We start from the raw sequence: 24,631 nt of genomic DNA, 5'->3' as shown, positions 1-24,631 counted from the left end.
GCGAAAGGCCGTCAGCCCTGGGCAAACGTGTCGAATGCCTTGAGGGCTTCCCCGCCATAGACGACAGAAGGCCCGCCGCCCATGTGAATGGCGACGGCGATCATCTCCGCCACTTCCGCGCGGGTAGCGCCGGCCTCATGCACTGCCTTCGCGTGGTAGCTGATGCACCCGTCGCAATGGACGGCAATGGCGATGCCGAAGGCGATCAGTTCCTTGGTTTTCGGCGAAAGCGATCCCTCTCCGTGCGACGCGTGCCCCAGCGCCAAGAACCCGGCCATCACGTCCGGTACGGCACCACTCAAAAGGTTCAGACTGGACTCTACGTCGGCGGCGATTTGGGCGAAGTCCTTGCTCATCTTTCGCTCCCTCGATTGCGCGACCGAACCACGGTCAAATTTCACGCTGGTCGGGCCCTGTCCAACTCACGACACCCCGTGCGGACATCGCCGGCGAAGGCGATCTGGCCGGACATAAAGGGCCAGACTGCCGCTGCGGCTGTTACGGGCTCGGCACGTGACGGGCGCCGCTGGATGCGTTGCAGCCGGCCTCTCCGGGCGCTTCGACATGATGCGGCGGAAAGCGGACGTGCCCACTCACGCTGGCGACCGCCTCTTCAGCGCTGGCTGCTTCGACCTGCCACTCCTCCGTCGCCTCCGTCTCGTCCTCGCGCCACGTCGCCCTTACACGCCATGTCGCCATCGAGCTTGTCTCCTGCCGTTCGTTCCGCGGACCGACCGATCAGCGATTCGTCTTGGTCTTGTCCGAATTGGTGGTCGGCTCGAGCATCGCCAGCGGATCGCTCGCCGGAAACGTCTCGTCGAGCGCTTCGTCGAGCGTCTCCTGAAGATGGTCCCCGCCGACCGTGCTTCCGGGATCGGGCAGCGTGTGAATGTGGACGTCACGGCCGGAATGCCTGGACAAGATCTCGACGGCGCGCGTCTCGTCCCGGGCAGTCCAGGTCCGCACCCAGAGAAGCAGCCCGCCGTGATCGAGCTGTTCTTGCAAATGCTGCGCGTGCTGGGCGCCCAACCGGCCGGCGAGCAGCGCACCGAACAGGCCGCCGACGCCGCCAGCAAGCGCCGCCGCAGAGATCACAAGAGCGAGCGTGCCGCCGCTGGCGACTACCGCCCCGGCCGTCACCGTCGCGCCGATATACATGAGCCCGCCGACGAGGCCGCCTTCGGCGTCTCCGATCGATTCCGTCGAAACATAGCAGCAACGCGGAACGATCGGATTGTCCTCGAGCTCGGCGATCTTCTGAAATTGGTAACCGAGCTTCTCGTTAATCGCGGTCTCCGCTGCCAGCAGGCTTAACGCGGCGCGGTCGAAGCCGCTGCTCAGCAGTTCGTCGATCACATCGCGAAGCGCTTCGGCACTCTCGAATACACCAACGGCTTCGCGAATGGCGGCGGCGTTCGGGCTGGTCGTCATCTGCCGGATCTCCTCAACTGACCTCCGACAAGAAACCGCATTTCCGCTGAGCAAACCTTGAGATCGCTCAATCCATGTATGGATGGCTCCTGCGGGTCAAGGGTGTCGGATCGGGTTTGGTGAACAGGTCGGTTGCGGCCATGTATACGGCGCCTGAATGTGCAACGGGATCGCTGCGCGCCCTGATGAATATCCGCTTGGAGAACAGGTCCCACTCAATCCAAACCAGATATGAACATTTGCTGAACATGCAGAAAGGTTGATTCGGGTCAACCCGGCGGAGCCGAAAGGCTGACAGTGTTGCCGAAAGGTTAATGCGGTTTGTTCGGGGAGACTGTGATGCGGCTTTTCGTCGTCTCCAATCGTGTGGCCGTATCCACAGGTCAGAGTGCGCCCGGCGGGATGACGGTCGGTATCGAAGGTGCGCTCAGGGCACACGGCGGCGTGTGGGTCGGCTGGAGTGGAAAGGCGTCAACCGACGGGAGCGTGAGCTCCAGGTGCGTCGCTCATGGCAACGTCGATTACGTGACCCTCGACCTGCCGCCGGAGAAATTCCAAGGCTACTACGCCGGCTTCGCCAATCAGGTGCTTTGGCCGCTCTGTCATGGCCGGCGTGATCTCGTCGCGTACAGCTCAGGCGATTTCGAAAGCTACCTGCACGTAAACGGCCTGTTCGCGGACGAGCTCGTGCGCCGCCTCGGTCCGGACGATCTGATCTGGATCCACGACTACCATCTCGTGCCGTTGGCCCGGGCCCTCAGAGCACGCGGAGTCGGGAGCAGGATCGGCTTTTTCCTCCATACACCCTTTGCGGATCCCGATGACCTCTTCGATCTCCCGGTGCATGGCGCCATCGCCGAAAGCCTAGAAGCCTATGATCTGCTCGGCTTCCAGACGCGCGGCGATCTCGAGAGCTTCCGGACCTTCATTTCCCGCAGCCGCGCATCGAGACGCCTGGGATCTGTGCATCTCACCTCGCCGCCGCGCGCGGATGTGTTTCCGATCGGCATCGAGACGGCCGAGTTCGAATCCACGGCACGTGCAGCGCAGATCGTCGACACGCGACTGTCGGCGATCTTCGACAGGTTAGGCTCCGGCATCGCGGCCATCATCAGTGCCGACCGTCTGGACTACAGCAAGGCTATCCCGGAGAAATTCCGCGCCTTTGGTGCTTTCCTGGAACTCCATCCGGAGTACGAGGAGCGCGTCTGCCTCGTCCAGGTCGCACCGATTGGCCGAAGCGAAATCCCCGCCTATGCTCTCGAGGCCGCAAGAACGAGGTCGGCCTACAGGGACCTGAGGGCTGCGCACCAGCGCGCGGAATTGCCAGTGGCTGAACTTCTGACCGAGAGCGTGGACCGGCCCAGCTTGGCAGCGGCGTTCCGGCGGAGCCGTGTCGGGCTCGTCACGCCTTTCCGGGATGGTATGAACCTCGTCGCGAAAGAGTACGTGGCCGCTCAGGATGCTGATGATCCCGGGGTTCTCGTTCTCTCCAGCTTTACGGGTGCGGCCGAAGAGCTTTCTGGTGGAGCCCTACTCGTTGACCCTCGTGAGGCTCTCAGTGTGGTGCGCGCGCTTCGACAGGCTCTCGAGATGGGGATCGAAGAGCGCCGGGCGCGCTGGAGCAAAATGATCTCCGTGATCTGCCGGAACGATGCCGCAGCCTGGGCAGGGAACTTCATAGAGTCGCTCAGGGGACGCAGGGAGGCACCGCACCTGCGCAGCACGTCCATTGCGCCGTCAAGAGACGCGCCGCGAGCCAGGCTGGATTTCCGCGCGGTGCGGACGGCGCAATCAAGCTGGGAAGTTCAGGCGGTTTCGGACCGGGCACGACATCTGGTGGTCGGACGCGCTGCGCCCGGCGACGGTGCCAGAACTGCCTTCGTGACCAACAATGCTGGGGTTAACGAGTTCCTGTTGCGCGTGAGAAGCGCGGGCTACACGACGGAACTTCTGGGTCCGAACGGCCCGGTAAAGCTCTGACCTAATGGCCTGCGATATCACCGCCCACTATAGAACGGCGGGACATCTTGTCGCTTCCCGGAGTGAGCGACGTCACCAGCCAGGTCGATTTACTCAGTTCCAACGAAACGAAAATTACGCCAAGATCGACACGGACAGCGGCCGGCGTCTCAGGTTGAACGGATAGATTCTCGAAGGTCATCTCCTGTTGAGCGAGTGCTTCGATGCAGCCTCACTCTGCCAGAGCTGCGGCCGCTGTTCACTCCTCATGGGATCCTCGGGCGGTGCCGGTTGCGGCAGGAGTTGTAGGCGATGCACCACTGGCCGCAGTCCTCGCAGGCCTCGACGTGACCGCCAAGGGCTGCGGTGCGGCAATGCTCGATCGCAGACATCACCTTGAGCTGATGTAAGCTCAGATGACCTGCATGTGCGGCCCGGTAGGCTGGCCCGGCGGCACGGAAGATGTCGGCGACCTCGATCGAGCCGCGCACGGCTCAGCCGCCGGGCGAACTCTCCCCCGGCTTGAACAGCCCGAGCTTGTCGAGCGGGCTCGTGACCGTGCGCACCGTCCGGGTCGCGACCTTGGCGTAGAAAGCGGTGCTGTTGAGCTTGGCGTGCCCGAGCAGGACCTGGATGATCCGGATGTCGGTGCCGTCTTCCAGGAGGTGGGTCGCGAAACTATGGCGCAGCGTGTGCGGTCCGACCCGCTTGGCGATGTCGGCGGCCTGGGCCGCCTCGACGACGATGCGATAGAGCTGCCGCGTGCTGATCGGCTTCATTGCGTGCTGCCCCGGGAACAGCCAGCCGTCGCGGTGCATCACACCCTGCTGCCGCCCGACCTTCCACCACTGACGCAGCAACAAGAGTAGGTCTTGCGACAGCATGGCGTTGCGATAGCCCCCGCCCTTGCCGCGCTCGACCCTGAGCAGCATGCGCTCGCTATCGACGTCGGCGACCTTCAGCGTCGACACCTCGGCAACACGCAGGCCCGCTCCATAGGCGACCGACAGCGCGGCCTGATGCTTGAGGCAGGTGGTGGCGTTGAGCAGCCGGGCGACCTCGTCGCGGCTCAGCACCACGGGCAGCTTGCGTGGGTGCGGGCAACCGGACGAGCTTGCGCGCCAGGTCCGGACGGTCGACGGTCTGGGTGAAGAAGAAGCGCAGCGCCGACACGATGCTGTTCATGGTTCATGGTCGGAACGGGAACGCCGTCTTCCTGCTGCTCGATCTGGAACCGGCGCAGGTCGTCGGCGGTCGCCGTGTCTGGTGGGCGCCCAAGGAATGTCGCCAGGCGTCCGATATCGCGGAGATAGTTGCGCTGCGTCTCCTGCGAGAAACGCCGCATGTTCATGTCGTCGATCAGCCGCTGGCGCAGCGGGCTGACAGGGGCATCGAGAACGGGATAGGTCATGGTCAGGCTCCTTGTTGAAGAAGCCCGTCATGCTCTGCCCGCGCCGCACGGCGCTCAATTCAAACGCTACGACCGGGGCTGTGCCCTCTACCTCAACCGCAGGCGCCCTCCCGCGCAGCGGGTTCGTTCTTTGGCCAGCTTCGCTCATTCGGATTCGTGCCCGTTTGCGACATTCGAAACACGGATATGGGGCGCGAAAGCTGCGATACGTGAAAGCATGCAAATCGAGAGTTCACCTGTGGAGATGCGTTCGCGCAGCACTTGGCATTGGCCTTCGCATAGCGAGGCGCATTTGTTTCTCGGTTTCGATCAGGGCGAAGAATACGGCGCCGGTCCCGACGATCAGCAAGCCGTCGATAAGCGGCACGGCCTGGGTTCCAAACACCGCTTGCAGCGGCGGCAGGTACGTGATGACGAATTGTGCGCCCGTCACCGTGGTGACGCAGCCCCAGATGACGCGCGTGCCCCTCGCCGCGGCCCAGGTCAGGGAGGTGCCGTGGATGTTGCGGATGAAGAATAGATGGAAGATTTCCAGCGCAACCAGCGTGTTCATCGCCATGGTCTGCGCCAGCGCCACCGGATAGCCCTTGTTGATCGCATAGAAATAGATGCCGAAAACCGCGATCAGGAAGAGCCCCGAGACCAGAACGATGTGCCAGATTAAAGCCCCTGTTAGCAGCGGTTCGTCGCGCGAGCGGGGCGGGCGGCGCATGGTGCCGGGCTCGGAGGGCTCAAAAGCGAGCGCGAGGCCGAGGGTCACTGCCGTGATGAGGTTGATCCAGAGGATCTGCACCGCGGTGATCGGCAACGCCATGCCCGCGAAGAGCGCCACGACGATCGTCATCGCCTCGCCGGCGTTCGTTGGAAGCGTCCAGCTGATGACCTTCTTGATGTTGTCGTAGACGGTCCGCCCCTCGCGCACGGCCGCCGCGATCGACGCGAAGTTGTCATCTGCCAGCACCAGTTCCGCTGCCTCCTTCGCAGCTTCGCTGCCCTTCCGTCCCATGGCGATGCCGGCGTCGGCGCGCTTCAGCGCCGGGGCGTCGTTCACCCCGTCGCCCGTCATGGCGACTGTCAGACCACGGGACTGCAGCGCGGTGACGAGCCGCAGCTTGTGCGCGGGCGAGGTGCGCGCAAAGATGTCGGTGGTTTCTGATGCTGAAGCGAGCGCGGCGTCGTCCATCGCCTCGACGTCCGCACCGGTCAGCACACTCTCATGGTTCTGCAGGCCGATCCGTGCGGCAATGGCCCGGGCCGTTGCCGCATGATCGCCGGTGATCATCTTCACGCGGATCCCGGCGGCATGGCACTCGGCGACAGCCTGAATGGCTTCGGCACGCGGCGGGTCGATCAGGCCGATGAGGCCGATGAGCGTCAGGCGTCCCTCGAGGTCGATGGTGTTCAGAACTGTGTTCGTCTGCGGCACGGCACGCGCGGCGACCGCGATCACCCGCTGCCCCTCGGCGGCGAGCACTTCCACCATCTCGTGCCAGTGCGACTGGCGCAGCGGTTCGGTCCCGCCATCGGCCGCGCGCTCGTCAGCGCAGAGGGCTAGCACCGCTTCCGGCGCACCCTTGACATGAATATGCGCGTGCCCCTCGTGGTCGTGATGCAGGGTGGCCATGTAGCGATGCGCCGTGTCGAAGGGAATCGCGTCGGTCCGGCTCCATGCGGGGAAGGGCTCCGCCCCCGTGCCCGTAATCTTGCCCGCAAGGGCGACGAGCGCGCCCTCCATCGGATCGCCCTCGACGCGCCAGCCATCCGGCGTCCTGTTCAGCACCGCGTCGTTGCAGAGTGCCGCGGCGCGGGCGAATTCCATCAAGACGGTGTGTACTTCGGGGCGGACGTCGGACTCGCGCCAGCGCACCGTGCCCTCGGGAGAATAGCCGTTGCCGCTGACGGAATAGACATCTGCGGCGGCAGCGAGCGTCGCCGCCATCATCTCGTTGCGCGTCAGCGTGCCAGTCTTGTCGGAGCAGATGACGGAGACCGAGCCCAGCGTCTCGATGGCCGGGAGCCGGCGAACGATGGCGTTGCGCCGCGCCATGGCCTGCACGCCGACGGCGAGCGTGATCGTGAGTACCGTCGGGAGTCCCTCGGGAATCGCCGCAACGGAGAGACCGACAACAGCCATGAAGAGTTCGGAGAACGGCAGATCACCGACGAAGTGGCCGTAAGCAAGAAGCGTGCCGGCGACGATCAGGATGAACACCGTCAGCCAGCGGGCGAAGCCGTCCATCTGGGCAACCAGTGGCGTCGTCAGGGTCTGGACCTCGGAGAGCAGTCCACTGATCTGGCCGATCTGGGTACCGGCCGCCGTCGCCACGACCACGCCGCGACCGACGCCCGCAACGATCATCGTTCCGGAAAACAGCATCGAGGTACGGTCCCCAAGCGAGGCATTCTCGGCGACCGGCGCCGTGCCCTTGTCGACGGGCACAGATTCCCCGGTCAGGATCGCTTCCTCGACCTTGAGGCCGCGTCCTTCGATCAGCCGCAGATCAGCCGGAACGCGGTCGCCTGCCTCAACCAGCACGATGTCGCCCGGAACCAGGTCGGCCGCGTCAATGCTCCGCCGCTGGTCGTCGCGCAGCACGGCCGAATGCGGAGCAAGCATGCCCCGGATCGCAGCCATCGCCTGCTCGGCACGTCCTTCCTGCACGAAACCGATCACTGCATTGGCCACTACGACGGCGAGGATCACGCCGGTGTCCACCCAATGCTGCAGCACCGCCGTGACCGCTGCCGAGGCGAGCAGCACGTAGATCAACACGTTGTGGAAATGCGTGAAGAACCTCAGGACGACGCTGCGCTTCGGGGGCTCCGGCAGACGGTTCGGCCCGTGCTTCGCCAGACGACGGGCAGCCTTCTCCGATGTCAGGCCACCGGGGGACGCTTCAAGCGAACGAAGCGTTTCATTGCCTGACCGTGCGTGAAAGAGATCGCCTTGCAATTTGGTCATCCGCTCGCTCTAGATGACGCGTCGTAGGGCACCGTCGTCCGCGCCCTACGAAGCCTGTCTTTCTTCGGTATCGATGGATGGGATCTCCGTGCGCGCGTGCTCGGCAGCACCGCAGAGCATGTCGACCGCCCGGTCGGCAGCGTCCTGGAATGGCTCCAACACGATGTCGGCGCCCGCGGCGAACAGCTCCTCGGTATCGCGCGCCTGATGCGACGCAACGGCAACCCTGCCGCGGAACCCGGACGTTCGCGTCAGTTGGATGAGGGTGGTGCGCGTGTCCTCGTGGCTGAGCCCGGTCGGGTGGATCGGAACCGTGGAGACGATCCACTCGGCCCCCGTCAGCGGCAACTCGGCCACGAATTCCGGATCCGTGGCATCGCCGAACTCCGTTTCAAGACCCAACTCGCGCCAGCGCCGCACAGCGAGCGGATTGAAGTCTACACCAAGGACGCTGATGCCGCGCTTCTGCAGACGCATCCCGATGGCGGTGCCGAACCGCCCGAGCCCGAAAATGATCACGCTGTAGCCGGTGTCGTGATGGGTGCCGGATTCGGACGGCTCACGCGGCGTGCTTCTGCGCTCGAAGATGCCCAGCAAGGGCTCGCACACCTTATAGAGTTGATGCGAATAGGTGATCATGTAGGTGGAAACGGCGATGGTCACGAGCCCGACCATGGTGACCAGGCCGAGCGCTTCCTCCTGCACATGGCCGAGCGAAACCCCCATTGCCACGAAGATGAGCGAGAATTCGCTGATCTGCGCGACAGTCAGGCCGGCGAGAAACCCGGTGCGCTTGCGGTAGCCCATTGCTCCCATGATCGCGAGTACGATCAGTGGGTTCCCGATCAATACGAAGAGCGAAAAGACGATCGCGCCAACGACGTGCGCGCCGAGCAGCGACAGGTCGAGCGTCGCGCCCAGCGCGATGAAGAAGAAAAGCAGCAGGAAATCTCTCAGTGGAGCGAGACGCGCCGCAATCGTTTCGCGATAGGGCGTCGACGCCAGCGAGACGCCAGCGAGAAGGCCGCCGACCTCCTTGCCGAGCCCAACGAAATCGCCGATCGCCGCGAACATCGCCGCCATCGCAATGGCGAAGATCACCAGGAGTTCGGGCGCGCGCGCGAGACGTTCCGTCAGCGGATTGGCGGCATAGCGGACGAACAGAACCACGAGCGCCACCATCGCGAGACCCGAGGCGAGAACCGTCAGCACCGAGCCATCGCCGTGGCCGCCATTGCCCTCGGCCGCGGCGCCGATCCCGATGGCCGACAGCACGATCATCGCGAGGACGACGACGAGGTCCTGCACGATCAGGAAGCCGAGCGCGATCTGCCCGTGCAGCGAATCGATCTCGCGCTTGTCGGACAGAAGCTTCACGATGATGATCGTCGAGGAGAACGTCAGGGCCACGGCGACGTAGAGGCTGGTGACGTGACCGAGCCCGAGCGCCAGCCCGATGAGATATCCGAAGATCGAGGTGAACGCGACCTGACCGAGGCCCGTCAGGAGCGAAACCGGCCCGAGCGAGCGGATGAGCTTCACGTCGAGCTTGATGCCGACGAGAAACAGCAGCACGGCGATCCCGAGCTGCGACAGAAGGCTGATCTGCTCGTCCGACCGCACGAGATCCAGCGCCGAAGGCCCGGCGACCAGACCGACGGCGATGAAGCTGACGATGAGCGGCTGCCTGAGGATTATCCCGAGGAACCCGACCACCGCGGCCATCACGAGAAGCGCGGCGATTTCCGCGAATGCGGACTGGACGAACACTTCCATCAGATCTTCCGTTCCTCCGTTTCCTGCGCGACGGCGTCGCCCGCCCGTTCCGCCTCCCCCCCGCCGGCAGTGGTCATCCCCGCAGGCCGTGTGGCATGGCCCTCAAGGAATGCGCCGAGATCGCGGTCTGCGATCCGCCACCCCTTCCCGATGTCAATCGCCCGGAGATCGCCGGCCCTGATCCAGTGTCTGACCGTGGCTTCGCTGACCTTCAGACGGTCGGCAACCTCCCGAACGGTCTGATATTCGTCACGTGACATCGGAGGATCTTCTTTGAAGCGGTTTTCCGCAGAATAGTGAAGTATGGCTCCGCTTCGTTGATTTGGCTCAAGGCAAGTGCTTGTCGTGCATGGTTCGCTACCCCAGCGACGGGTCGAGGACGCACGCAATGCAGACCATCATGGTGGCCACCGATTTCTCCGAACGGTCGGAACGGGCGTTGCGGCGGGCGATCCTTCTTGCGCGGCAGTTCGGCGCCAGTATCACTCTCGTCCACGTGGTCGATGATGATCAGCCGCGTCGGATCGTCGAAAGCGAGTTCGAGGCGGCCTCGCGATTGCTCGATGAGCTGTCGGGTACGCTTGCAGACGTGGATGGCGTCCGCTGCGACGGGCAGCTGATCGTCGCGGCGCCTTTCGTCGGCATCGACCAGGCGACCAGGGACCGCGCACCGGATCTTCTCGTCATTGGCTCCCACAGGCGGCAGGTGCTTCGTGACATCTTCATCGGAACCACGGCCGAACGCACGATCCGCTCGGTTTCGTGCCCGGTTCTCATGGTCAACTCCCCACCGGTCGGTCCCTACCGCAATGTGCTGCTGACGACGGATCTGTCCGATAACTCCCGATCAGCGATTGAACGCTTCGCATCGCTCGGGATTGCCGGACGGGCGCGGACGGAGGTCGTCTATGTCTTCGAGGCTCGCGCACTCGGGCCCGCCATGAGCCACACGATGCCCAAGGACGATAAGGAACACCGTCTACAGGGAGAACGCGAAGACGCAGCACTCCAGCTGTCCCAATTCATGAGTGGCTACGACCTGGAAGTGGCCGAGCAGATCGCACGCCATGACACCTCCGGCCCCGCCAACGAGATTTTGACTGTGGCGAAGAACACCCAAGCGGGGTTGATCGTCATCGGGACGCAAGGGAAGAGCGGTCTTGCAAGGCTGCTTCTTGGCAGCGTGGCAGAGGAGGTGTTGAGAAGCACCACCACGGACGTGCTGGCGGTGCCACCAAATCACGACCAATGAGGTCCGGACAGGGCTCGTCAGCGACCTGTCAATTTGTCCTAAAGCAGCACAAAATGCCACTAAGCTTCCGAAATGGAGAAACGCCACCGATCAGAATGCCGAGATCTAGGGGCCGGTCGCCGGCGGCTAACCGTGATCCAGGGGCGTTGACGGGCGCCAGCCTCAAACGAATTCGGATTCCGGAGGTTGAACATGGCTGTGCACCTCAGAAACCTCTGATAGGGATTTGGCGATCTCGATCAGCTGATCGACCTGCTCCGGGTCTGACGCATGACCGTGGAGCATGACGATCCCGTCGATGACCGTCATCTCAAGACGCGCATTCAGACGGACCTTGCACTGACGGATTTGATTGAGAATGCGCTGACGTGTGGCGAGATCGCCTGGCTGAAAGGGTGGGCGGTCCGGCGATGCAGACAGCGCTGACAACAGATTGGCCCGGTTAACGATTCCGATGACCTCTCCATCACAAACGACGGGCAGCTGTCCGTAGCCTCTACGGTCCATATAGCCGACCGCCTCGCTGAGATGCGTTTCGGGCGCAACTGTCGCCACGTCCTTGCTCATCACATTTGCGACCTTGCGTTGCCGCGCCTCGGTAAAGGCGTCTGAGAGCAGGTCGCTGCGCAAAAGCAACTCCAGCCATCGCGGCCGGGGCTGATCGGCGTCGGGCTCCCTGCGCGTCAGGAGATCCCGCTCGGTGATAATGCCGAGGAGCTTGCCGTCTTCGTCGACCACCGACAATGCGCCGACCTCATGCTCGAGCATCCGAAGTGCTGCAACCTGAATCGTCTCGTCGGGAGCGATGCTCACCACTCCGATCGACATAATGTCCGCCACCTTCATCTGCACATCTCCCTGCCTGCTCGAAGCTCACGTCTCGTGTCGTTATTGTCAGCCTACGGGTCGGGAAGGACACTGGGCGCCGCGACTTTGATGGCTCGGTGGCGGCGGATTTCCTCTCCGAACAGGGATGCGACAGGAACGATCTGCAGCCGGTCGCGGGCCGGCCCGTCCAGCCGGATCGACCCGATGGAATCGCTGACGAGGATGCGGGAAATGGACTCGCTGGCGAGCGCCTCGTTTGATCCTTGCGCAAACAGGCCGTGGGTCGCCACCACAGAGACCTCGCGTGCGCCATGGTTGCGGCACGCCGCCGCGACCCGCGCCATCGTCGTCCCGGAGGCGATGAGATCATCAACGATGATGACGTGTCGGTCGGCAACATCGCCGGCGAAGAGGTCGCCGCTGACCACGCCCATGCTCCGTTGCTTGTCCATGATCCCGCGCGCGACCTCCCGCTCGAGCCTCGATTCAAGCGCTTCGCGAAAGGCCTCGGCGCGTTTCGCGCCGCCGAGGTCGGGGGAAACCACGGCCACCGGATCGGTGCCGACGATAGCCGCCAGACGGTCCACGAACGGCTCGATCGCCGACAGATGCGTCATCGGCAGTCGAAAGGCATTCTGGAACGCGGCCAGATTGTGCACCTCCAACGCAATCAGCCCATCGGTCCCCACAGCCTCGAACAGACGCCCGACAACCCGACTCGACACCGGATCGTATGGCTTCGTCTGCCGATCCTTGCGCATATATGCCAGGTAAGGAACCGCCGCCGTGACATGCACGGCGCCGTTCGCCTTGAGCGTTTCAATGAAGAACAGCAGCCGACAGAGCTTGTCGTTGACGGATACCCCGTCAGCTCCATGCAGGCTCGTGATCACGACAGCATCCCGGCCGTGCACGTCGACCAGCGGACGAGCCTTGTGCTCTCCGTCCTCAAACAACCGCTCCTCCAGGGGCGACAAAGCGGTTTCCGCCTCTGCCGCGACCTTTTCGGCGAACTCCGCGTCCCAGGCAAAGGCGAATACGAGTGGCCCGGTTACCGGCATTCCCCGACGCCGCGGCGCGTGGAGAGAGCTGACGGTGACCGGCCTGGTGACAAAAGCGCCCAGGATTGCGGATTCGCCGCCTGCCTCGTCGTTTACGGGAAGGGCCAGCAGCTCGACTGCCGACTGCGTCTCCGCGCTCCCGCTGGCGTGAAAATCGGCAAGGAGAGGCTCCCCGCTTTTATGGACGAACTCGAAGATCCGGCGGAACCGAGCGGCCGCCCGCTTCTGCGGTGCCTTCGAGAGAAGATCGCCGGGGGCGAGTGTCCCAAGAAGCGGCTCCACGGCGGAGCAACCGGCAAGAAGGGTGAAGTCTCGACAGCCGTCGTTCGCGAGGAATACGAAGGCGGCTTTCCCCAACTCGGTGTGAAGCAGGCCGCCGATGTCTTCGAGACTAGGCGTAACGCGACCTCTTTGCCTATTGCGCCACTCTTTCAAAAGGCGTTGAAGAACCGGAGATGCCGGTTGCGGGCCACTGTCTATCCGTTCGAACAGGCGCTTGAGAACGGGCTCAAAGTCGGCAAAGCACTTCATCTGAGATCGTCCCTGGGTAGCTTATGTATTGTCGCGACGATCTTGCTTGAAATCGGGCCAGGCCGACTATGATTTTGCTCAATAAGCGGTTGCAGCCCCTGAGCCGCCTTACCCTGGGATGCGCATGTGATCGGCGTGCGTTCTTTATTGCTGGCGAACCAGACGGACGATCGAGATGGGTGGTTTCGCCGCGCAGGGCCCCGCAATAGATGAGAAGGTCGTCTTTCTGTAAGCCTCCGGCGAGGGGCCGCGGCGGCGCCCCTCAGACGAAATCGCGCGGGATCCGCCGGTCCCAGCTGTGGCAGAACACGCGACGCTCGCCCTCGGCATCGGTTTCATAGGCATCGAGATCGGCGCAGAGGTGAAAGTCATCCGCTGAAGAGGTGAGCACGGTGCGGGTCTCTGTCCGCACCCCCCAGTCGCCCCGCTTGAGTGATCGGGTCCAGCGGGTTTCACCCTTGACCGAGCCGAAGTCGTCGCCGCACGAGCTGTAGCGCTCTTCGCCGCGGGACCCGACCATGAGATCAATCCTGTCGAAGTGCGATGACCCAGAATCATTGATCACCTCCAGGACGGATTCGTCGCTTGCCAGATCTCGCACCACCCGCCAGCGGTGCTCGTCCGGCGAGATCATCGTGCGAGGTTCGGGCACGGCACCTTCCGGCGGTTCGAATGCCCGCAACCGAGCATCGTCGGCCGAGGGCGGCCGAACCGGCAGAACAAGGCGGCTTGCGGCCGGATCCACGGTGAGCCGGACAGGCTGTGGCGAGGGCCAGGCGAGCGGCCAGTAGGAGGTCGATAACGACAGACGGATCCGATGTCCGGCCGGAAAGGTCTGGGCGATCTCGTTGAGTTTGACATGGACGCAGTAGGACTCACCCGGCACCAGCGGTTTCGGATCGGCGCTGCCATCGCGGTGGGTGAGGTTCAAGAGGCCGTAGGTGACACGGGTGGCCTCGTCGTTCGGGCGGACGTCGGAAACGCGAGCCGCGACCATCGCGACCGCCTGGTCCGCGGCGAGCTCAAGCTCGACCACCGGGGCACCAAGTATCTCGATCGGCTCGGTAAGTGGCGCGCTTTCGAACACCAGCGCCCCGCCGTCCTCCTGGCGCTGATCGTGCGCAAGGTCCGGTCCCGCGGCGTACGAGCACCACTTGCCCGCAAACACGCCGAGCGTGAGGGGGGACTGGATCGAGAGCCTCGGTTCCGAGGCACCGTCCGTCGGCTCTTCCGCCGGAATCAGGCGCGCCGGGGCCAGCCGATAGGACCGCTCCTGCACCCTAGGCGATGGCCAGGACGTTTCCGCCACCCATCGCCCGGGACGGTGAGCGTAGCTCGTCGTCGGCGGTACGCTATCCTGCATCCAGACGCGCAGCATCGGCTCGTCGGCAAGGCCGCGATCGATCCCCTTCAGCCAATGATCCCACCAGCGCCGCAGTTCCTGCAGGAAACCGATCGCCGGACCGGGGACGCCGAAATGGGGATAGCGGTGGCTCCAAGGGCCGATCAGCCCCATGCGCGGCACCTGGAGATGCGTCAGCATCCGGAAGACCGCGTTCGAATAGCCGTCGGCCCAGCCGCTCACCGCAAGGACCGGGCATTGGATCGCGGAATAGTCCTCACACACGGAGCCGTGGCGCCAATAGTCGTCCCGCCGCTGGTGCGAAAGCCATGTTTCCAGCCAGAGCCCGCTGCCTTCGAGCCGCTCCATCCACATCTGCCGCCAGCGGCCGCCGACGAGGGCGGGGTCGGGCGGGAGGCTGTTATAGGCGAACATCACCGAAGCCCAGGACAGATTGTCGCCGAGCAGGCATCCGCCCATGTGATGGACGTCGTCGGCATAGCGGTCGTCGGTCGAACAAAGCGTCGCGATCGCCCTCAGGGCCGGCGGTCGCATCGCCGCGATCTGCAACGCGTTGAAGCCGCCCCACGAAATCCCCATCATGCCGACCCGCCCGTCGCACCAGGGCTGGGCCGCGAGCCATTCGATGACCGCGGCGCCGTCGTCCAGCTCCTGTTGGAGGTATTCGTCCGTCAGCACACCGTCGGATTCGCCGCTGCCGCGAAGGTCGACTCGGACGGCCGCATAGCCGTGTCCGGCAAGATAGGGATGGGTGACGCTGTCGCGAACGGCGGTCCCGAACCGCTTGCGGTAGGGAATGAACTCCAGAACCGCCGGCACCGGCGCATCCAGTGACTGTTTCGGACGCCAGATACGGGCCGCCAGCCGGATCCCGTCCCCCATCGCAATGAAGACGTTTTCCTCCTCGATGACATCTTCCGGAAAAGCGTCGATCGTCTTCATGTGAAGGCCTCGCGTATCGGCGCGACATGGATGGGCAGCAGGTCCAGAGCCTGGCGATAAGCCGCGAGCAGAGACGGCTGGTCCATAGCCCCCAGGAACACCTCCATGAGTTCGTAGCTGTAGCTGTCCTGATAGGACAGATGCGCAAGCCGCATGTCTTCGTGGGCGAGAACGCGCACCATCCCGTCGGCAAACCGCCGGTGAAACCGGTCGAGATCGTCTGCGGAGGGGACCTTGTCCACGACACCGTCCTCGAAAACACGGACCATGAACTTGGCCGCAAGCGCATGGGCGCCGGCTCGATGGGGCAGGTCAGGACACCGGCCGAGCGCGATGTCGATCGGTACCTTCTGATGCGTCTGACCGTCGACCATCAGGAACATCGGGGCGTGCGATTTCGAGAGCCGCGTATTGACCTCCAGGATCCAGAGTCGGTCCGACCCGGGCGACCAGAAGAACTCGGCGTTGAAGGCGGCGTTGTCGTAGCCGATATGCTGCAGAAAGCGCCCGATCGCAGCCGCCATCCGGGCCTGGACGGCATGCGGCAACGTTGTGGGATACTGGTAGCGGGCAAAGGATGAGCGGTGCTGGCCCGACCGGATCGAATCGATGACGCCGTAGACGGAAGCCGCACCGCCGTAGACAAAGCCCTCCAGCGTGCACTGAAGGCCCTCGGAGATGATCTCTTCGGCGATCATGTGATGCCCGCCGATCCCGGCGAGCTCTGGCGGGACGTTCACCATGTCTAGGAACTGGTCGAAGGGACGGCCGAAATGGCCGATCCCGGCCCGGATTGTCGGCAGGTGCGCCGCAAAATCCTCGGCATTGTGGATCTTGAAGCCGAGAAAGGACGAGTGCGCCTTGATCGGCTTGATCCAGAACGGGAACGGCAGATCGATCTCTGCCAATGGATCGTCGGCGAAAGGATCGAAGGCCGAAAAGCCCGGCGTCATGTCGGGAATGCTGCGGGCCTGCTCCAGACGGCTCCAGTATTTGTGCTCGCAGGCGGCGACAGCCTCGAGATGCGGCGCCGGCAAGCCGTGCCTTTGCGCGAGAATCGGGGTGATCACCGACGTCGGAAAGTCCCAGTAGCCGATGATGGCGTCGATCGGACCATCGTGGCACGCAAGCCGGCGCTCCGCGGTCTCAAGCAGAAGGTCGAGGTCGATCTCTCCCGAAACGGGGCGAACTGCCTCCGCGTAGCCGAGGAGGTCCTGGAACACGAACCGCTCGGAGCCGTCGAGATCCTGGAGAAGCCTCTGGTTGAACGGCTCCAGCCCCACGACGAAGACGGTCTTCGCCGCCTCCTGTGCCCGATGTGTTGATCCAGACTTGCTCATGTCTCGGCTGAACTGCCTCGGCCTCGCGTCCAACTGCCTGAGGGTTCCGCAGGCATGACACTGACCCTATTGAGGCCTCGCCCCGCTTTCCTTGTGCGAGATCAATGCTGGCGAAATCCGCGTCGTCGGTCGCGATCCTGGCTAATCGCGACCGAGCCATTGAACCTCCGTCCATCCTACAAACGCCCTTTTTGATCTATCAATGAAAGCCCGGATCGAATAGATTGCTTGGAGTAAGGTCAGGATAGACGGAAGCATATCAAATCGGACCCAATCCAGGTCTGATGCGGAATCCGGCCTCCAAGCCGCGCGACGACCTTCTTGGTTAAGCTTGATAGCCCAGCGTATATTCATAATATAAATCAGGTATATCGCTCCGAAATATGGCATTTAAGTATTTTAAGTTTCTAGAAATAAGTAATTATTGTTATATTTGATCATATAAAGAGAGCACGAAAACAAGAAGGGGATCAGTCAATGACCCGAAGACTTGGACTGGTGTCACAGAAGGGTGGGGTCGGCAAGAGCACGCTCGCCCGACTGATGGCCCGAGAGTTTGCAGAGTGCGGCTGGCGCGTCGCCATCGCCGACCTGGACACCGCACAGATCACAAGCACCGAATGGGCGTCACGCCGCACCGAGGCCGGACGCCTGCCAGCGATCTCCGTCGCACCCGCGCGCACCGCCAGGGAGGTGCTGTCGAAGAATGGCGAGACGGATCTGCTGATCTTCGATGCCCCACCCCATTCCATGCAGGGCACCAAGGCGATTGCCCAGGCGTCGGACCTGGTGGTGCTGCCGACGGGGCTCTCTCTCGACGACCTTCGCCCGACGGTCCTGCTTGCCCATGAGCTGGTCGGCACCGGCATTGCCGTTGAGCGGATCGCCATTGCGCTCTGCCGGGTCGGCGATCGGCCCCGGGAGATCGAGGAGGCTCGAGAGTACGTTGCCGATGCAGGCTATCTGGTGCTGTCGGGCTCGCTGCCCGAGCGCACCGCCTATCGTCGCGTCGCCGACCAGGGTGGTGCCCTGACCGAGGTTCTCTTCCCGACCTTGCGGGAGCGGGCCGAAGAGCTTGCCGCGGCGATCGCGGCCCGGCTCATGGCCGTCACGACCAGCGAGATGGAGGTGGCCTGACGATGGCGCTCGATCTCCCTCCACCAAAGATAAAGACGTCTGCGAATGCGGCTGACGGGGCCGCTAGGGCTGGTCTCCCCGGCAAGGGCCGGCCGCCGGGGCGTGAGGCGGTTCGCGAGACCCTCCGGCGCCCGGACCCGGCCGAGACCGTCGCCCTGAACTTCAAGGTACCGGCTGGCTTCAAGCGCGACTTCAAGCAGGCCGCCCTCGACTACGGCGTCACCCAGTCAGCCCTTCTGCAGGAGCTTCTGGCCGAATTCCGCGCCCGGCGCGGTTGAGGGGGGCGGGATCGATGCAGGAGCTTGTCCGCACCCAGATCGACGGTGTCGCGCTCGATCCGGATCTTGCGCAGCGTCTCGATGCCTTGGCGCCCGGGCGGATGCGAGACATTCTCGCGCGCTCGCTTGTCGAGGAGCAGCGGGAGCGCGACGCAAGTGCGGCCCGCCAGGCGGCGATGAGCCCGGTCGCCCGTCGGATCGATCGGACCCGCGAGGCGATCGCAGCCCGTCCCCTGGCCGATGCGGACCGCCACCACATCCACAGCGTGATTGCGCTCTGCGGGCTGCCCTATCGGCGTCCGAAGGACGACCACCAGGACGTGGTGCGTGAGTATGGCCGCAGCTCGCTCGTCGTGCAGCCGGGCTACCTGAAGGATCCCTATACCGGCGCCATGGTGCGTCAGGGTGTTCCGTACGGCCCCAAGGCCCGGCTGCTGATGCTCCACATCTGCACCATGGCGGTGCGCCAGAACACGCCGACGATCGACCTCGGCGATTCCATGAGCGCCTTCATCCGCGACCTCGGCTTTGCCGTGACCGGCGGGCGACGGGGCACGATCACCCAGTTCAAGGAGCAGCTCAACCGGATCGCCGCCTCGCGGATCCAGCTTGGCCTGTGGAGCGGCACCGAGGCGCGCACCCTCAACAGCCAACCCATCAGCTCCTTCGACCTTTGGCTTCCGAGATCGCCGGACCAGCGCATGCTATGGAACTCGACGCTCACCCTCGACGAGGTCTTCTTCCAGTCGCTGAAGGCGCATGCGCTGCCCGTCGATATCCGGGCTCTCCGAGCCTTTGCCCATTCGGCGCGTCAGATCGACATCATCCTGTGGCTCTCCTACAGGCTTCCCACAGTGAAACGTCCCTATCGCCTTGCCTGGCGGCCGCTGGCCGATCAGTTCGGCCGGGACGTGAAGACGTTCCGGCGGTTCAAGCAGGACTTTGCCGAGGACGTCGCCCAGATCCGGGCCGCCTTCCCGAGGCTGCGCATTCGCCTGGACGAGCGGGGCCTCCTCATGACGCCCAGCCGCACCGACCAGCTGTTCGTGCCGCCGAAGGGCAAGTAGCCGGCCGGAACGGTTGCTGAGGGACGATGGCGGCAGGGGGCGGTGGTCAGGAGACGGGCTTTCGTTCGAGCACGAAAGCAAGAGGTCTTGCTGGAACGACAGCCCGAAAGCACGTCGGCACGACAGCACGCTTTGAAGATCCGAGCCTCAGTCGGCCAGAGGTCCCACCACCGTCCCCACGATGGTTGCCTCATGCCTGCCTGCCACGCGAGCAGGTGGCAGGCGGTAAGCGGCTGGCGACGGGCCTTCGTGTCGGCGCGCGATGTCGGCCTTGCTGACGCTGGCCATGAATATGTACTCGGACGCCGCCTTCGCCAGCGACCGAGGCAGTGTGTTTTGGCAGAGCGTCACCCCAATGCCGAGGCGCCGTCCCCCCAGAAACCCCCACGCAGACTACGGTACACCGACGTTCAATCGCAGGTGCGGAATCCGCGAGCTTCAGGAGCGCCAGCGCAGACTATGGTACCCACCTACGCAGACCACGGTACGAATTTGAGTGCATCTACGCAGACCATGGTACGCGGCCACGCAGATGACGGTACGGTCATCACGCAGAGCAGGGTACGCCGAACAGGCGGAATTCGTTGATGAGCGCGGTGTCTGGCAAGCCGCATATAGTTAGAACAGATATCTTCTACCTATAAGAAACCAGATAGTCTCGCATATGCGGCAGATATTGCTTTTTGTCATTTGAAATGAAAAGGGCCCGCTTTGCAGCGGGCCCCAGGTTATGGGTCAGGCGGCGCGAGATCCCTCAGCAAGCCAAGCCTGAAAACCGTCAACGTGGATGTAGATGCGTCCTCCAACACGAACAATGGCACCAGACTGATCAAGGCCGTTGGCGTCCCGGTGGAACAGCCACCACCGCATCTTGCCTTCTGTCATCCAGGTCGCCTCAGCGACAATCTGTTTGACCGTCCGCAGCTTCGTGTGGTCGACGCGACCATCTCCTTCGTTCATCGGTCCCTCGTAAGGTTTGGGAAAGAGAAGAAGAAAGAAAGGGCCGCGAGGCCAGCGACGACAGAACGCGTCGCCACTGGAATATATATCCGAAATCGCACTGAAATTCAAGGTTGAGCCGCGCCGGTCTGATCCTCCTTCCCCAAATGACCGGAGGCCGGGACGATCACGCTATCGATTTACGATGCCGATGCCATCGGCGAAGGCGGAGGCCGTCCTGCGGAGACGTAGAGTTCGCGACGTTCACCTGGGTCGACCGGTTCAACCATCGCCAGCTGCTGGAGCCCATCTGCAACATTCCACCGGCCGAAGTGAGTGTGCTGCGCAAATGGATCAGGGAGCTCGCTGCCGATCCGCATTATGGCTTTCGACAAAAATGATTTCGAATGCACATTCTGGAGCGGTGCACCCTACAGGAGCCCTGCCGGCCGGTGGGCCAGTGTCAGCGAGCACGGGTACCGTCCGTTTCGGTGTCAGCTGCGCGCTTTCGCTTTGGCTCGCGCTCGTCGTCGCCTGACGCGAAGAGGTCCTCACCGAGGCTGTCCACCAGCCCTTTGACATGGCTTTCCGACAGGTGCGCATAACGGCGCACCATCTGGAGCGTCCGGTGGCCCAGCACTTCGGCGATCTCCACCAAGCTCGCCCCTTTCATGGCCAGGTAACTCGCGGTGGAATGCCGCAGATCGTGAAAGCGAAAGTCGACGAGGCCGGCCTTGTCGCGGGCCCCCTCCCAAGCCGTCCGGATATCGATCGGCTGCAGGCCATCTGCGCGCGGGAAGAGCCATCGGGTTGGTGGATTGTGCGGCAACGCATCGTAGAGACTGTTGGCCTTGGTGATCTGCTCGGTCAGCAGTTCTCGGAGATGGCGGGCAAGGGGTGTGGCGCGTGTGTCGCCGTTCTTGGTGTCCCGAAAGACAGCCGTACTACGTCGCAGGTTCACGTCCGCGAGCGTGAGGCCCAGGATCTCGCTTTTGCGGGCACCGGTCGAAAGGGCGAACACGACGATTGTGAAGAGATAGTCGTTGTTGCTCGCCTGACAGGCCGCAAGCAGCCTCGTTCGCTCCTCATCACTCAGGAAGCGCGAGCGCTCATCTCGGATGTTCGTGATCGCATTCACGCCGTCCATCGGGTTTTGAGTGGCCCAGCCCCAGGATTTGGCGTTCTTCAGCAGGACGCCCAGCATGTCGCGATAGAGCTTCTGGGTCTTGCGGCTTTTCGGCCTGGGCGCTGCGGCGCCACGCTTTCTCGGTTTGCGGCGCATATCACCGGCGGCAGCCAACCTGCCCAGTTCCTCCGAGATCAGATCGGGGGTAATGTAGGACAGGGCGTACCCACCCAGAACCGCCTCCCAGTGTTTCAGATAGCTCTCGGCTGCGCGCTGTGACGTGGCCGCCTTGTGGGGCAGGATTTCCCGTCGATAGCGTGCGATTACATCCGAGAGCGTTTTGCCTTTGGCATTGGCGACAACATTGCTTACTTCGCCACGGCGGATCGCAGCCTCAGCCTGCTGCGCCCAGCGCTTCGCGTCCGTCAAACGCTTGAACGATTTCTGCCTCTCCGGGAATCCTTGGATCCGAACGCGCACCCGATAGTAGGCGACGCCAGTGTCTGTATACTTGCGCTTCTCGATGGTCGCCATGGGCACCTCGGAGCTTTGGAAATCGGGACAATTCCGGGACACTGAATATCAAATTCAACCCCCAATTGCCAACAGCGCCCAACAACCAAATCCCATTAATTATTTGAAAAACAAAACGAATTTAATTGACAATTGTTGGCGCTTATTGGCTTGCGGAAAGCTGACACCTGAAGTGCTCAAGCGGCGCGAACACGCCTGCTTTGTGTTCGCCGACAACGCGCGCCGTGCAGGAACAGCGGGCCAGGCAACTGTCCGCGGCCTCGAGAACGCGATCGGGGTCGCGACGAAGTGGGCTCCATCGATGGTCGACACGGCCTTCTTTCGGGACCAGCAGGAGGGTCCGTGGAAAATCCTTGCGCGAGATCTGGCTGCGGTGCGCAGGCGCTTGGAGGCCGGCGATGAAGTCGTTTGGCCTGCAGACGGCATCGGGACGGGGCTGGCTCGCATGGGAGAGCACTGTCCCCGTCTGTACGAGAAGCTCTGCGTGACGGCGAGGGATCTGTTTCGCGATTTCGGCCAGCCGACTGCATCGGTCGTCGTTTGCGGTGGGGAGGAGGCCGACAAAGACATGATCGAGCGGGCACTTTCGGCAGCTCGGCTGCGTGAACTGCCGATCCACGAGGTCATCGAACGAGGCAATTTCGGAACCGACGAGATCGCCGGGGAATGGGCGGGGATCAACGGAGTGCGGACGTCGGTGCAACCGGATTGGGAGCGGCATGGAAAGGCCGCGGGCCCCAAGTGCGTCGCACACGTTCTCAAGAAGCTAGAGGCGCGGCGGCAACAGGCCGGTGTCGAAGTCGCGGTGATTGCCTTCCCTGGCGGGCGGGAAAGTGAACTCATGATCGAGCAAGCGTTCCGCGTCGGGATTACCGTCCTCGACGGTGCCGAGATCGCGGCAGCGGCCGAAAACAGCGATGTGGCGCCCTCTCCCTAGCGTCGGAGCATGTGTTCTCTCAGTGACAGTCCCGCCGAATCGGAGTCGGACAATCCACCGTGGCAAACAGAGACGTTGCAATCAGGAGCTTTGCGCCTCCATTCTTCTTTTTCGTTTTTCGCAGACTTGGAGATGCAGGATGATGAGGCACTTTCTTGCGACCGCTGCAGCCGCGTGCTTGGCGGCGACGGCTGCCCCCGCAGCTGACCTTCCCGCCCCGCCGGCGGCCGAACCGATGATGGTGGACTACGTTCGTGTGTGCGACGCGTTCGGGGCGGGATACTACTTCATTCCCGGCACGGACACGTGCCTGTCGGTGCGCGGCCGCGTGCGGGCGGACTACGTGGGAGCCATCGGGGACACCGCGTTCGGCGTTCCCGCCTGGCGCGACGCGAGCACGACCCAGTTCAATGTGCGCGGCTACCTCTACATGGACAGTCGGACAAACACTGAGTTCGGACTGCTGCGCGCCTACGTGGAGACGATCGTGGGTGTCGGCGACAGCATCTATGGCGGCGGATCGACGACGGATATCGAGCTTCGAAACGCATTCATCCAGCTCGGCGGGTTCACGTTCGGACGGACCCAGTCGTTCTACGATTTTCCCGTCTACTCGACACTCGGCGGATATCTGACGCCGCTTCTGTCCGACGTTCGGACGAACCTGGCGGCCTACACCATGGCCTTCGGAAACGGGGCGGCCGCTTCACTCTCCATCGAAAGCCCGGCAACGCGCGACGTGGGAATCGCTGAGTACGGCACATTCTCTGCCTACGATGCTGCGGGCGGCACGAAGTATCCGGACATCGTCGGCTCGCTCCGGCTCGACCAGGGGTGGGGCGCGGTCCAGGTCATGGGCGCTCTGCACGACAGCCAGATCGACTGGTATTCGGCGAGCCGCGGCTACGATTCCGTACTTGGATGGGCCGCGGGTGCAGGAGCGCTCGGAAAGATGACGGTCGGCGGCGGACAGATGATCAGCGTCAACCTGACAGGGACCTACTCGCAGGGCGCGATCAGCTACGCGTTCAGCGATGCCACCGGCGTGGCGAGCTTCGTCGGGGGGAACGCGGCGTTCGGCGTGGCCCCGTTCTCCAGCGGCGCAGTCTATGCGGATGCGGCGTTGGATCCTGTGACCGGGAAGACCGAGGCCGTCACTGCATGGTCGCTCAGCGGAGGCGTGGGGGCAGAGTTCTCCCGTTTCGTCGACGTGGCCCTGCAGGGTGGCTACGCGGATGTCAGCTACGGCCTGACGGGCGGCGTCGGTGACTTCTCGATGTGGTCCGGCCAGGGCTATGTCGGGTTTTCGCCGGCCGGGCCCGAGGGCATGGACCTCGGCGTGGCTGCGGAATACCGGTATGTCGAACCCGACGCCGCGAGCGACTATGATGGCCTCGCCGTCTATTTCAGAGCTCAGCGCACCTTCTGACCGCTTCTCCCCCGCAAGCCTCGTTCTTCAGGGCGGGCTAGGGGCCGGTCTATCGCTGGTTCTCGACGTGCTCGCGCATGGCGCCGGTCTCTGGTCACGAGGTTCGAAATGACCGGCGGCGCGAAGACACGACGCCGTCCCGACCGAAATGAGAAGTTGCGAAAAACACAATCGGTTCGTAAAAATTGCGTATGGAGCAGATGCGCGCCAATGTCTATCGCCTCTACCCCACGCCGACCCAGGCCGCCGCGATGGCGCGCATCGCCGGCGCGTGCCGCTTCGTCCACAATCTCGCCCTCGAGCAGCGACGGGACTGGTGGCGGCA

Annotated in this window: 20 protein-coding genes and 4 pseudogenes; 8 read left to right on the top strand and 16 right to left on the bottom strand. The window is 63.6% G+C overall.

What is annotated here, in order from left to right:
* Positions 1–11: 11 nt before the first annotated feature.
* From HNS03_RS23415 to HNS03_RS23405, 3 genes are all read right to left on the bottom strand, one after another.
* Positions 12–356, bottom strand: a complete 345-nt coding sequence (locus HNS03_RS23415) for a carboxymuconolactone decarboxylase family protein (RefSeq protein WP_367198464.1) — start codon at positions 354–356, stop codon at positions 12–14.
* Positions 357–498: 142 nt separating this feature from the next.
* The gene (locus tag HNS03_RS23410) at positions 499–699 is read right to left on the bottom strand and encodes a hypothetical protein (protein WP_367198463.1); all 201 of its coding nucleotides are present in this window, start codon (positions 697–699) and stop codon (positions 499–501) included.
* Between the two features lie 39 nt (positions 700–738).
* Complete coding sequence (locus tag HNS03_RS23405) at positions 739–1,431, bottom strand: hypothetical protein (protein ID WP_367198462.1); 693 nt, start codon at positions 1,429–1,431, stop codon at positions 739–741.
* A gap of 339 nt (positions 1,432–1,770) precedes the next feature.
* Here HNS03_RS23405 and HNS03_RS23400 point away from each other — a divergent pair, with 339 nt between their 5' ends.
* Positions 1,771–3,414, top strand: a complete 1,644-nt coding sequence (locus HNS03_RS23400) for a trehalose-6-phosphate synthase (protein ID WP_367198461.1) — start codon at positions 1,771–1,773, stop codon at positions 3,412–3,414.
* 13 nt (positions 3,415–3,427) lie between these two features.
* On the opposite strand, the pseudogene HNS03_RS23395 reads toward HNS03_RS23400, so the two are convergent.
* The 6 genes and pseudogenes from HNS03_RS23395 to HNS03_RS23370 all read right to left on the bottom strand — a co-directional run.
* Positions 3,428–3,595 (bottom strand): annotated as a pseudogene (locus tag HNS03_RS23395) (IS110 family transposase); the annotation flags it as partial.
* 73 nt (positions 3,596–3,668) lie between these two features.
* Positions 3,669–3,884: pseudogene (locus tag HNS03_RS23390) on the bottom strand (transposase zinc-binding domain-containing protein); the annotation flags it as partial.
* Between the two features lie 3 nt (positions 3,885–3,887).
* Positions 3,888–4,804: pseudogene (locus HNS03_RS23385) on the bottom strand (tyrosine-type recombinase/integrase).
* A 232-nt stretch (positions 4,805–5,036) separates the two neighbouring features.
* The gene (locus HNS03_RS23380; protein ID WP_367198460.1) at positions 5,037–7,766 is read right to left on the bottom strand and encodes a cation-transporting P-type ATPase; all 2,730 of its coding nucleotides are present in this window, start codon (positions 7,764–7,766) and stop codon (positions 5,037–5,039) included.
* Positions 7,767–7,811: 45 nt separating this feature from the next.
* On the bottom strand, positions 7,812–9,542 hold the full coding sequence (locus tag HNS03_RS23375; RefSeq protein WP_367198459.1) for a cation:proton antiporter: 1,731 nt from the start codon (positions 9,540–9,542) through the stop codon (positions 7,812–7,814).
* Entirely contained in the window at positions 9,542–9,802 is a 261-nt protein-coding gene (locus tag HNS03_RS23370) for a helix-turn-helix domain-containing protein (protein ID WP_367198458.1), read from the bottom strand. The genes HNS03_RS23375 and HNS03_RS23370 overlap by 1 nt, the downstream gene beginning before the upstream one ends.
* Before the next feature lie 128 nt (positions 9,803–9,930).
* On the opposite strand from HNS03_RS23370, the gene HNS03_RS23365 reads away from it, so the two are divergent.
* Positions 9,931–10,794, top strand: coding sequence for a universal stress protein (locus tag HNS03_RS23365; RefSeq protein ID WP_367198457.1), 864 nt, complete (start codon positions 9,931–9,933; stop codon positions 10,792–10,794).
* A gap of 162 nt (positions 10,795–10,956) precedes the next feature.
* On the opposite strand, the gene HNS03_RS23360 is transcribed toward HNS03_RS23365, so the two are convergent.
* The 5 genes and pseudogenes from HNS03_RS23360 to HNS03_RS23340 form a co-directional block, all read right to left on the bottom strand.
* Positions 10,957–11,640 (bottom strand): CBS domain-containing protein, encoded by a 684-nt coding sequence (locus HNS03_RS23360; RefSeq protein ID WP_367198456.1) that lies wholly within the window; start codon positions 11,638–11,640, stop codon positions 10,957–10,959.
* Between the two features lie 53 nt (positions 11,641–11,693).
* On the bottom strand, positions 11,694–12,683 hold the full coding sequence (locus HNS03_RS23355; protein WP_367198474.1) for a ribose-phosphate diphosphokinase: 990 nt from the start codon (positions 12,681–12,683) through the stop codon (positions 11,694–11,696).
* Between the two features lie 111 nt (positions 12,684–12,794).
* Positions 12,795–13,214: pseudogene (locus HNS03_RS23350) on the bottom strand (hypothetical protein); the annotation flags it as partial.
* 262 nt (positions 13,215–13,476) lie between these two features.
* On the bottom strand, positions 13,477–15,519 hold the full coding sequence (locus HNS03_RS23345; protein ID WP_367198455.1) for a CocE/NonD family hydrolase: 2,043 nt from the start codon (positions 15,517–15,519) through the stop codon (positions 13,477–13,479).
* Positions 15,516–16,859, bottom strand: coding sequence for an acetyl-CoA carboxylase biotin carboxylase subunit family protein (locus HNS03_RS23340; protein WP_367198454.1), 1,344 nt, complete (start codon positions 16,857–16,859; stop codon positions 15,516–15,518). Before HNS03_RS23340 ends, HNS03_RS23345 begins: the two co-directional genes overlap by 4 nt.
* A 477-nt stretch (positions 16,860–17,336) precedes the next feature.
* Between HNS03_RS23340 and HNS03_RS23335 the strand changes: the two genes are divergently transcribed.
* The 3 genes from HNS03_RS23335 to HNS03_RS23325 are packed head-to-tail and all read left to right on the top strand — an operon-like array spanning position 17,337 to position 19,341.
* Entirely contained in the window at positions 17,337–17,996 is a 660-nt protein-coding gene (locus tag HNS03_RS23335; protein WP_367198453.1) for a P-loop NTPase, read from the top strand.
* Between the two features lie 2 nt (positions 17,997–17,998).
* A complete protein-coding gene (locus tag HNS03_RS23330; protein WP_367198452.1) occupies positions 17,999–18,274 on the top strand; it encodes a hypothetical protein in 276 nt (91 codons plus the stop codon).
* Positions 18,275–18,288: 14 nt separating this feature from the next.
* The gene (locus HNS03_RS23325; RefSeq protein ID WP_367198451.1) at positions 18,289–19,341 is read left to right on the top strand and encodes a replication protein RepA; all 1,053 of its coding nucleotides are present in this window, start codon (positions 18,289–18,291) and stop codon (positions 19,339–19,341) included.
* 735 nt (positions 19,342–20,076) lie between these two features.
* On the opposite strand, the gene HNS03_RS23320 is transcribed toward HNS03_RS23325, so the two are convergent.
* Positions 20,077–20,301 carry a DNA-binding protein gene (locus HNS03_RS23320; RefSeq protein ID WP_367198450.1) on the bottom strand — a complete coding sequence of 75 codons (225 nt, stop codon included), beginning with the start codon at positions 20,299–20,301 and terminating at the stop codon, positions 20,077–20,079.
* Between the two features lie 442 nt (positions 20,302–20,743).
* Positions 20,744–21,940: an integrase gene (locus HNS03_RS23315; RefSeq protein ID WP_367198449.1), complete on the bottom strand. Its 1,197-nt coding sequence runs from the start codon at positions 21,938–21,940 to the stop codon at positions 20,744–20,746.
* Here HNS03_RS23315 and HNS03_RS23310 point away from each other — a divergent pair.
* The 3 genes from HNS03_RS23310 to HNS03_RS23300 form a co-directional block, all read left to right on the top strand.
* Positions 21,939–22,877 carry an SLOG family protein gene (locus HNS03_RS23310; protein WP_367198448.1) on the top strand — a complete coding sequence of 313 codons (939 nt, stop codon included), beginning with the start codon at positions 21,939–21,941 and terminating at the stop codon, positions 22,875–22,877. The genes HNS03_RS23315 and HNS03_RS23310 overlap by 2 nt on opposite strands.
* Positions 22,878–23,016: 139 nt before the next feature.
* On the top strand, positions 23,017–24,306 hold the full coding sequence (locus HNS03_RS23305) for a porin (RefSeq protein ID WP_367198447.1): 1,290 nt from the start codon (positions 23,017–23,019) through the stop codon (positions 24,304–24,306).
* Positions 24,307–24,497: 191 nt separating this feature from the next.
* Positions 24,498–24,631: helix-turn-helix domain-containing protein (locus HNS03_RS23300; protein WP_367198473.1), on the top strand; the 134-nt coding region annotated here is incomplete at its 3' end.

This window comes from Amorphus sp. 3PC139-8, from assembly GCF_040750475.1.
Classification (GTDB): domain Bacteria; phylum Pseudomonadota; class Alphaproteobacteria; order Rhizobiales; family Amorphaceae; genus Amorphus.
Note: the sequence above shows the minus strand (reverse complement) of the source record. Positions and strands in the feature narration are given on the sequence as shown.

What these genes read in the sequence shown, in the direction of transcription:
- HNS03_RS23360 (WP_367198456.1), bottom strand. Translation starts at nt 11,640, where the DNA reads ATGAAGGTGGCGGACATTATGTCGATCGGAGTGGTGAGCATCGCTCCC.
- HNS03_RS23315 (WP_367198449.1), bottom strand. Translation starts at nt 21,940, where the DNA reads ATGGCGACCATCGAGAAGCGCAAGTATACAGACACTGGCGTCGCCTAC.
- HNS03_RS23320 (WP_367198450.1), bottom strand. Translation starts at nt 20,301, where the DNA reads ATGAACGAAGGAGATGGTCGCGTCGACCACACGAAGCTGCGGACGGTC.
- HNS03_RS23340 (WP_367198454.1), bottom strand. Translation starts at nt 16,859, where the DNA reads ATGAGCAAGTCTGGATCAACACATCGGGCACAGGAGGCGGCGAAGACC.
- HNS03_RS23310 (WP_367198448.1), top strand. Translation starts at nt 21,939, where the DNA reads ATGGGCACCTCGGAGCTTTGGAAATCGGGACAATTCCGGGACACTGAA.
- HNS03_RS23365 (WP_367198457.1), top strand. Translation starts at nt 9,931, where the DNA reads ATGCAGACCATCATGGTGGCCACCGATTTCTCCGAACGGTCGGAACGG.
- HNS03_RS23370 (WP_367198458.1), bottom strand. Translation starts at nt 9,802, where the DNA reads ATGTCACGTGACGAATATCAGACCGTTCGGGAGGTTGCCGACCGTCTG.
- HNS03_RS23305 (WP_367198447.1), top strand. Translation starts at nt 23,017, where the DNA reads ATGATGAGGCACTTTCTTGCGACCGCTGCAGCCGCGTGCTTGGCGGCG.
- HNS03_RS23400 (WP_367198461.1), top strand. Translation starts at nt 1,771, where the DNA reads ATGCGGCTTTTCGTCGTCTCCAATCGTGTGGCCGTATCCACAGGTCAG.
- HNS03_RS23415 (WP_367198464.1), bottom strand. Translation starts at nt 356, where the DNA reads ATGAGCAAGGACTTCGCCCAAATCGCCGCCGACGTAGAGTCCAGTCTG.
- HNS03_RS23330 (WP_367198452.1), top strand. Translation starts at nt 17,999, where the DNA reads ATGGCGCTCGATCTCCCTCCACCAAAGATAAAGACGTCTGCGAATGCG.
- HNS03_RS23405 (WP_367198462.1), bottom strand. Translation starts at nt 1,431, where the DNA reads ATGACGACCAGCCCGAACGCCGCCGCCATTCGCGAAGCCGTTGGTGTA.
- HNS03_RS23345 (WP_367198455.1), bottom strand. Translation starts at nt 15,519, where the DNA reads ATGAAGACGATCGACGCTTTTCCGGAAGATGTCATCGAGGAGGAAAAC.
- HNS03_RS23375 (WP_367198459.1), bottom strand. Translation starts at nt 9,542, where the DNA reads ATGGAAGTGTTCGTCCAGTCCGCATTCGCGGAAATCGCCGCGCTTCTC.
- HNS03_RS23355 (WP_367198474.1), bottom strand. Translation starts at nt 12,683, where the DNA reads ATGCCGGTAACCGGGCCACTCGTATTCGCCTTTGCCTGGGACGCGGAG.
- HNS03_RS23380 (WP_367198460.1), bottom strand. Translation starts at nt 7,766, where the DNA reads ATGACCAAATTGCAAGGCGATCTCTTTCACGCACGGTCAGGCAATGAA.
- HNS03_RS23325 (WP_367198451.1), top strand. Translation starts at nt 18,289, where the DNA reads ATGCAGGAGCTTGTCCGCACCCAGATCGACGGTGTCGCGCTCGATCCG.
- HNS03_RS23335 (WP_367198453.1), top strand. Translation starts at nt 17,337, where the DNA reads ATGACCCGAAGACTTGGACTGGTGTCACAGAAGGGTGGGGTCGGCAAG.
- HNS03_RS23410 (WP_367198463.1), bottom strand. Translation starts at nt 699, where the DNA reads ATGGCGACATGGCGTGTAAGGGCGACGTGGCGCGAGGACGAGACGGAG.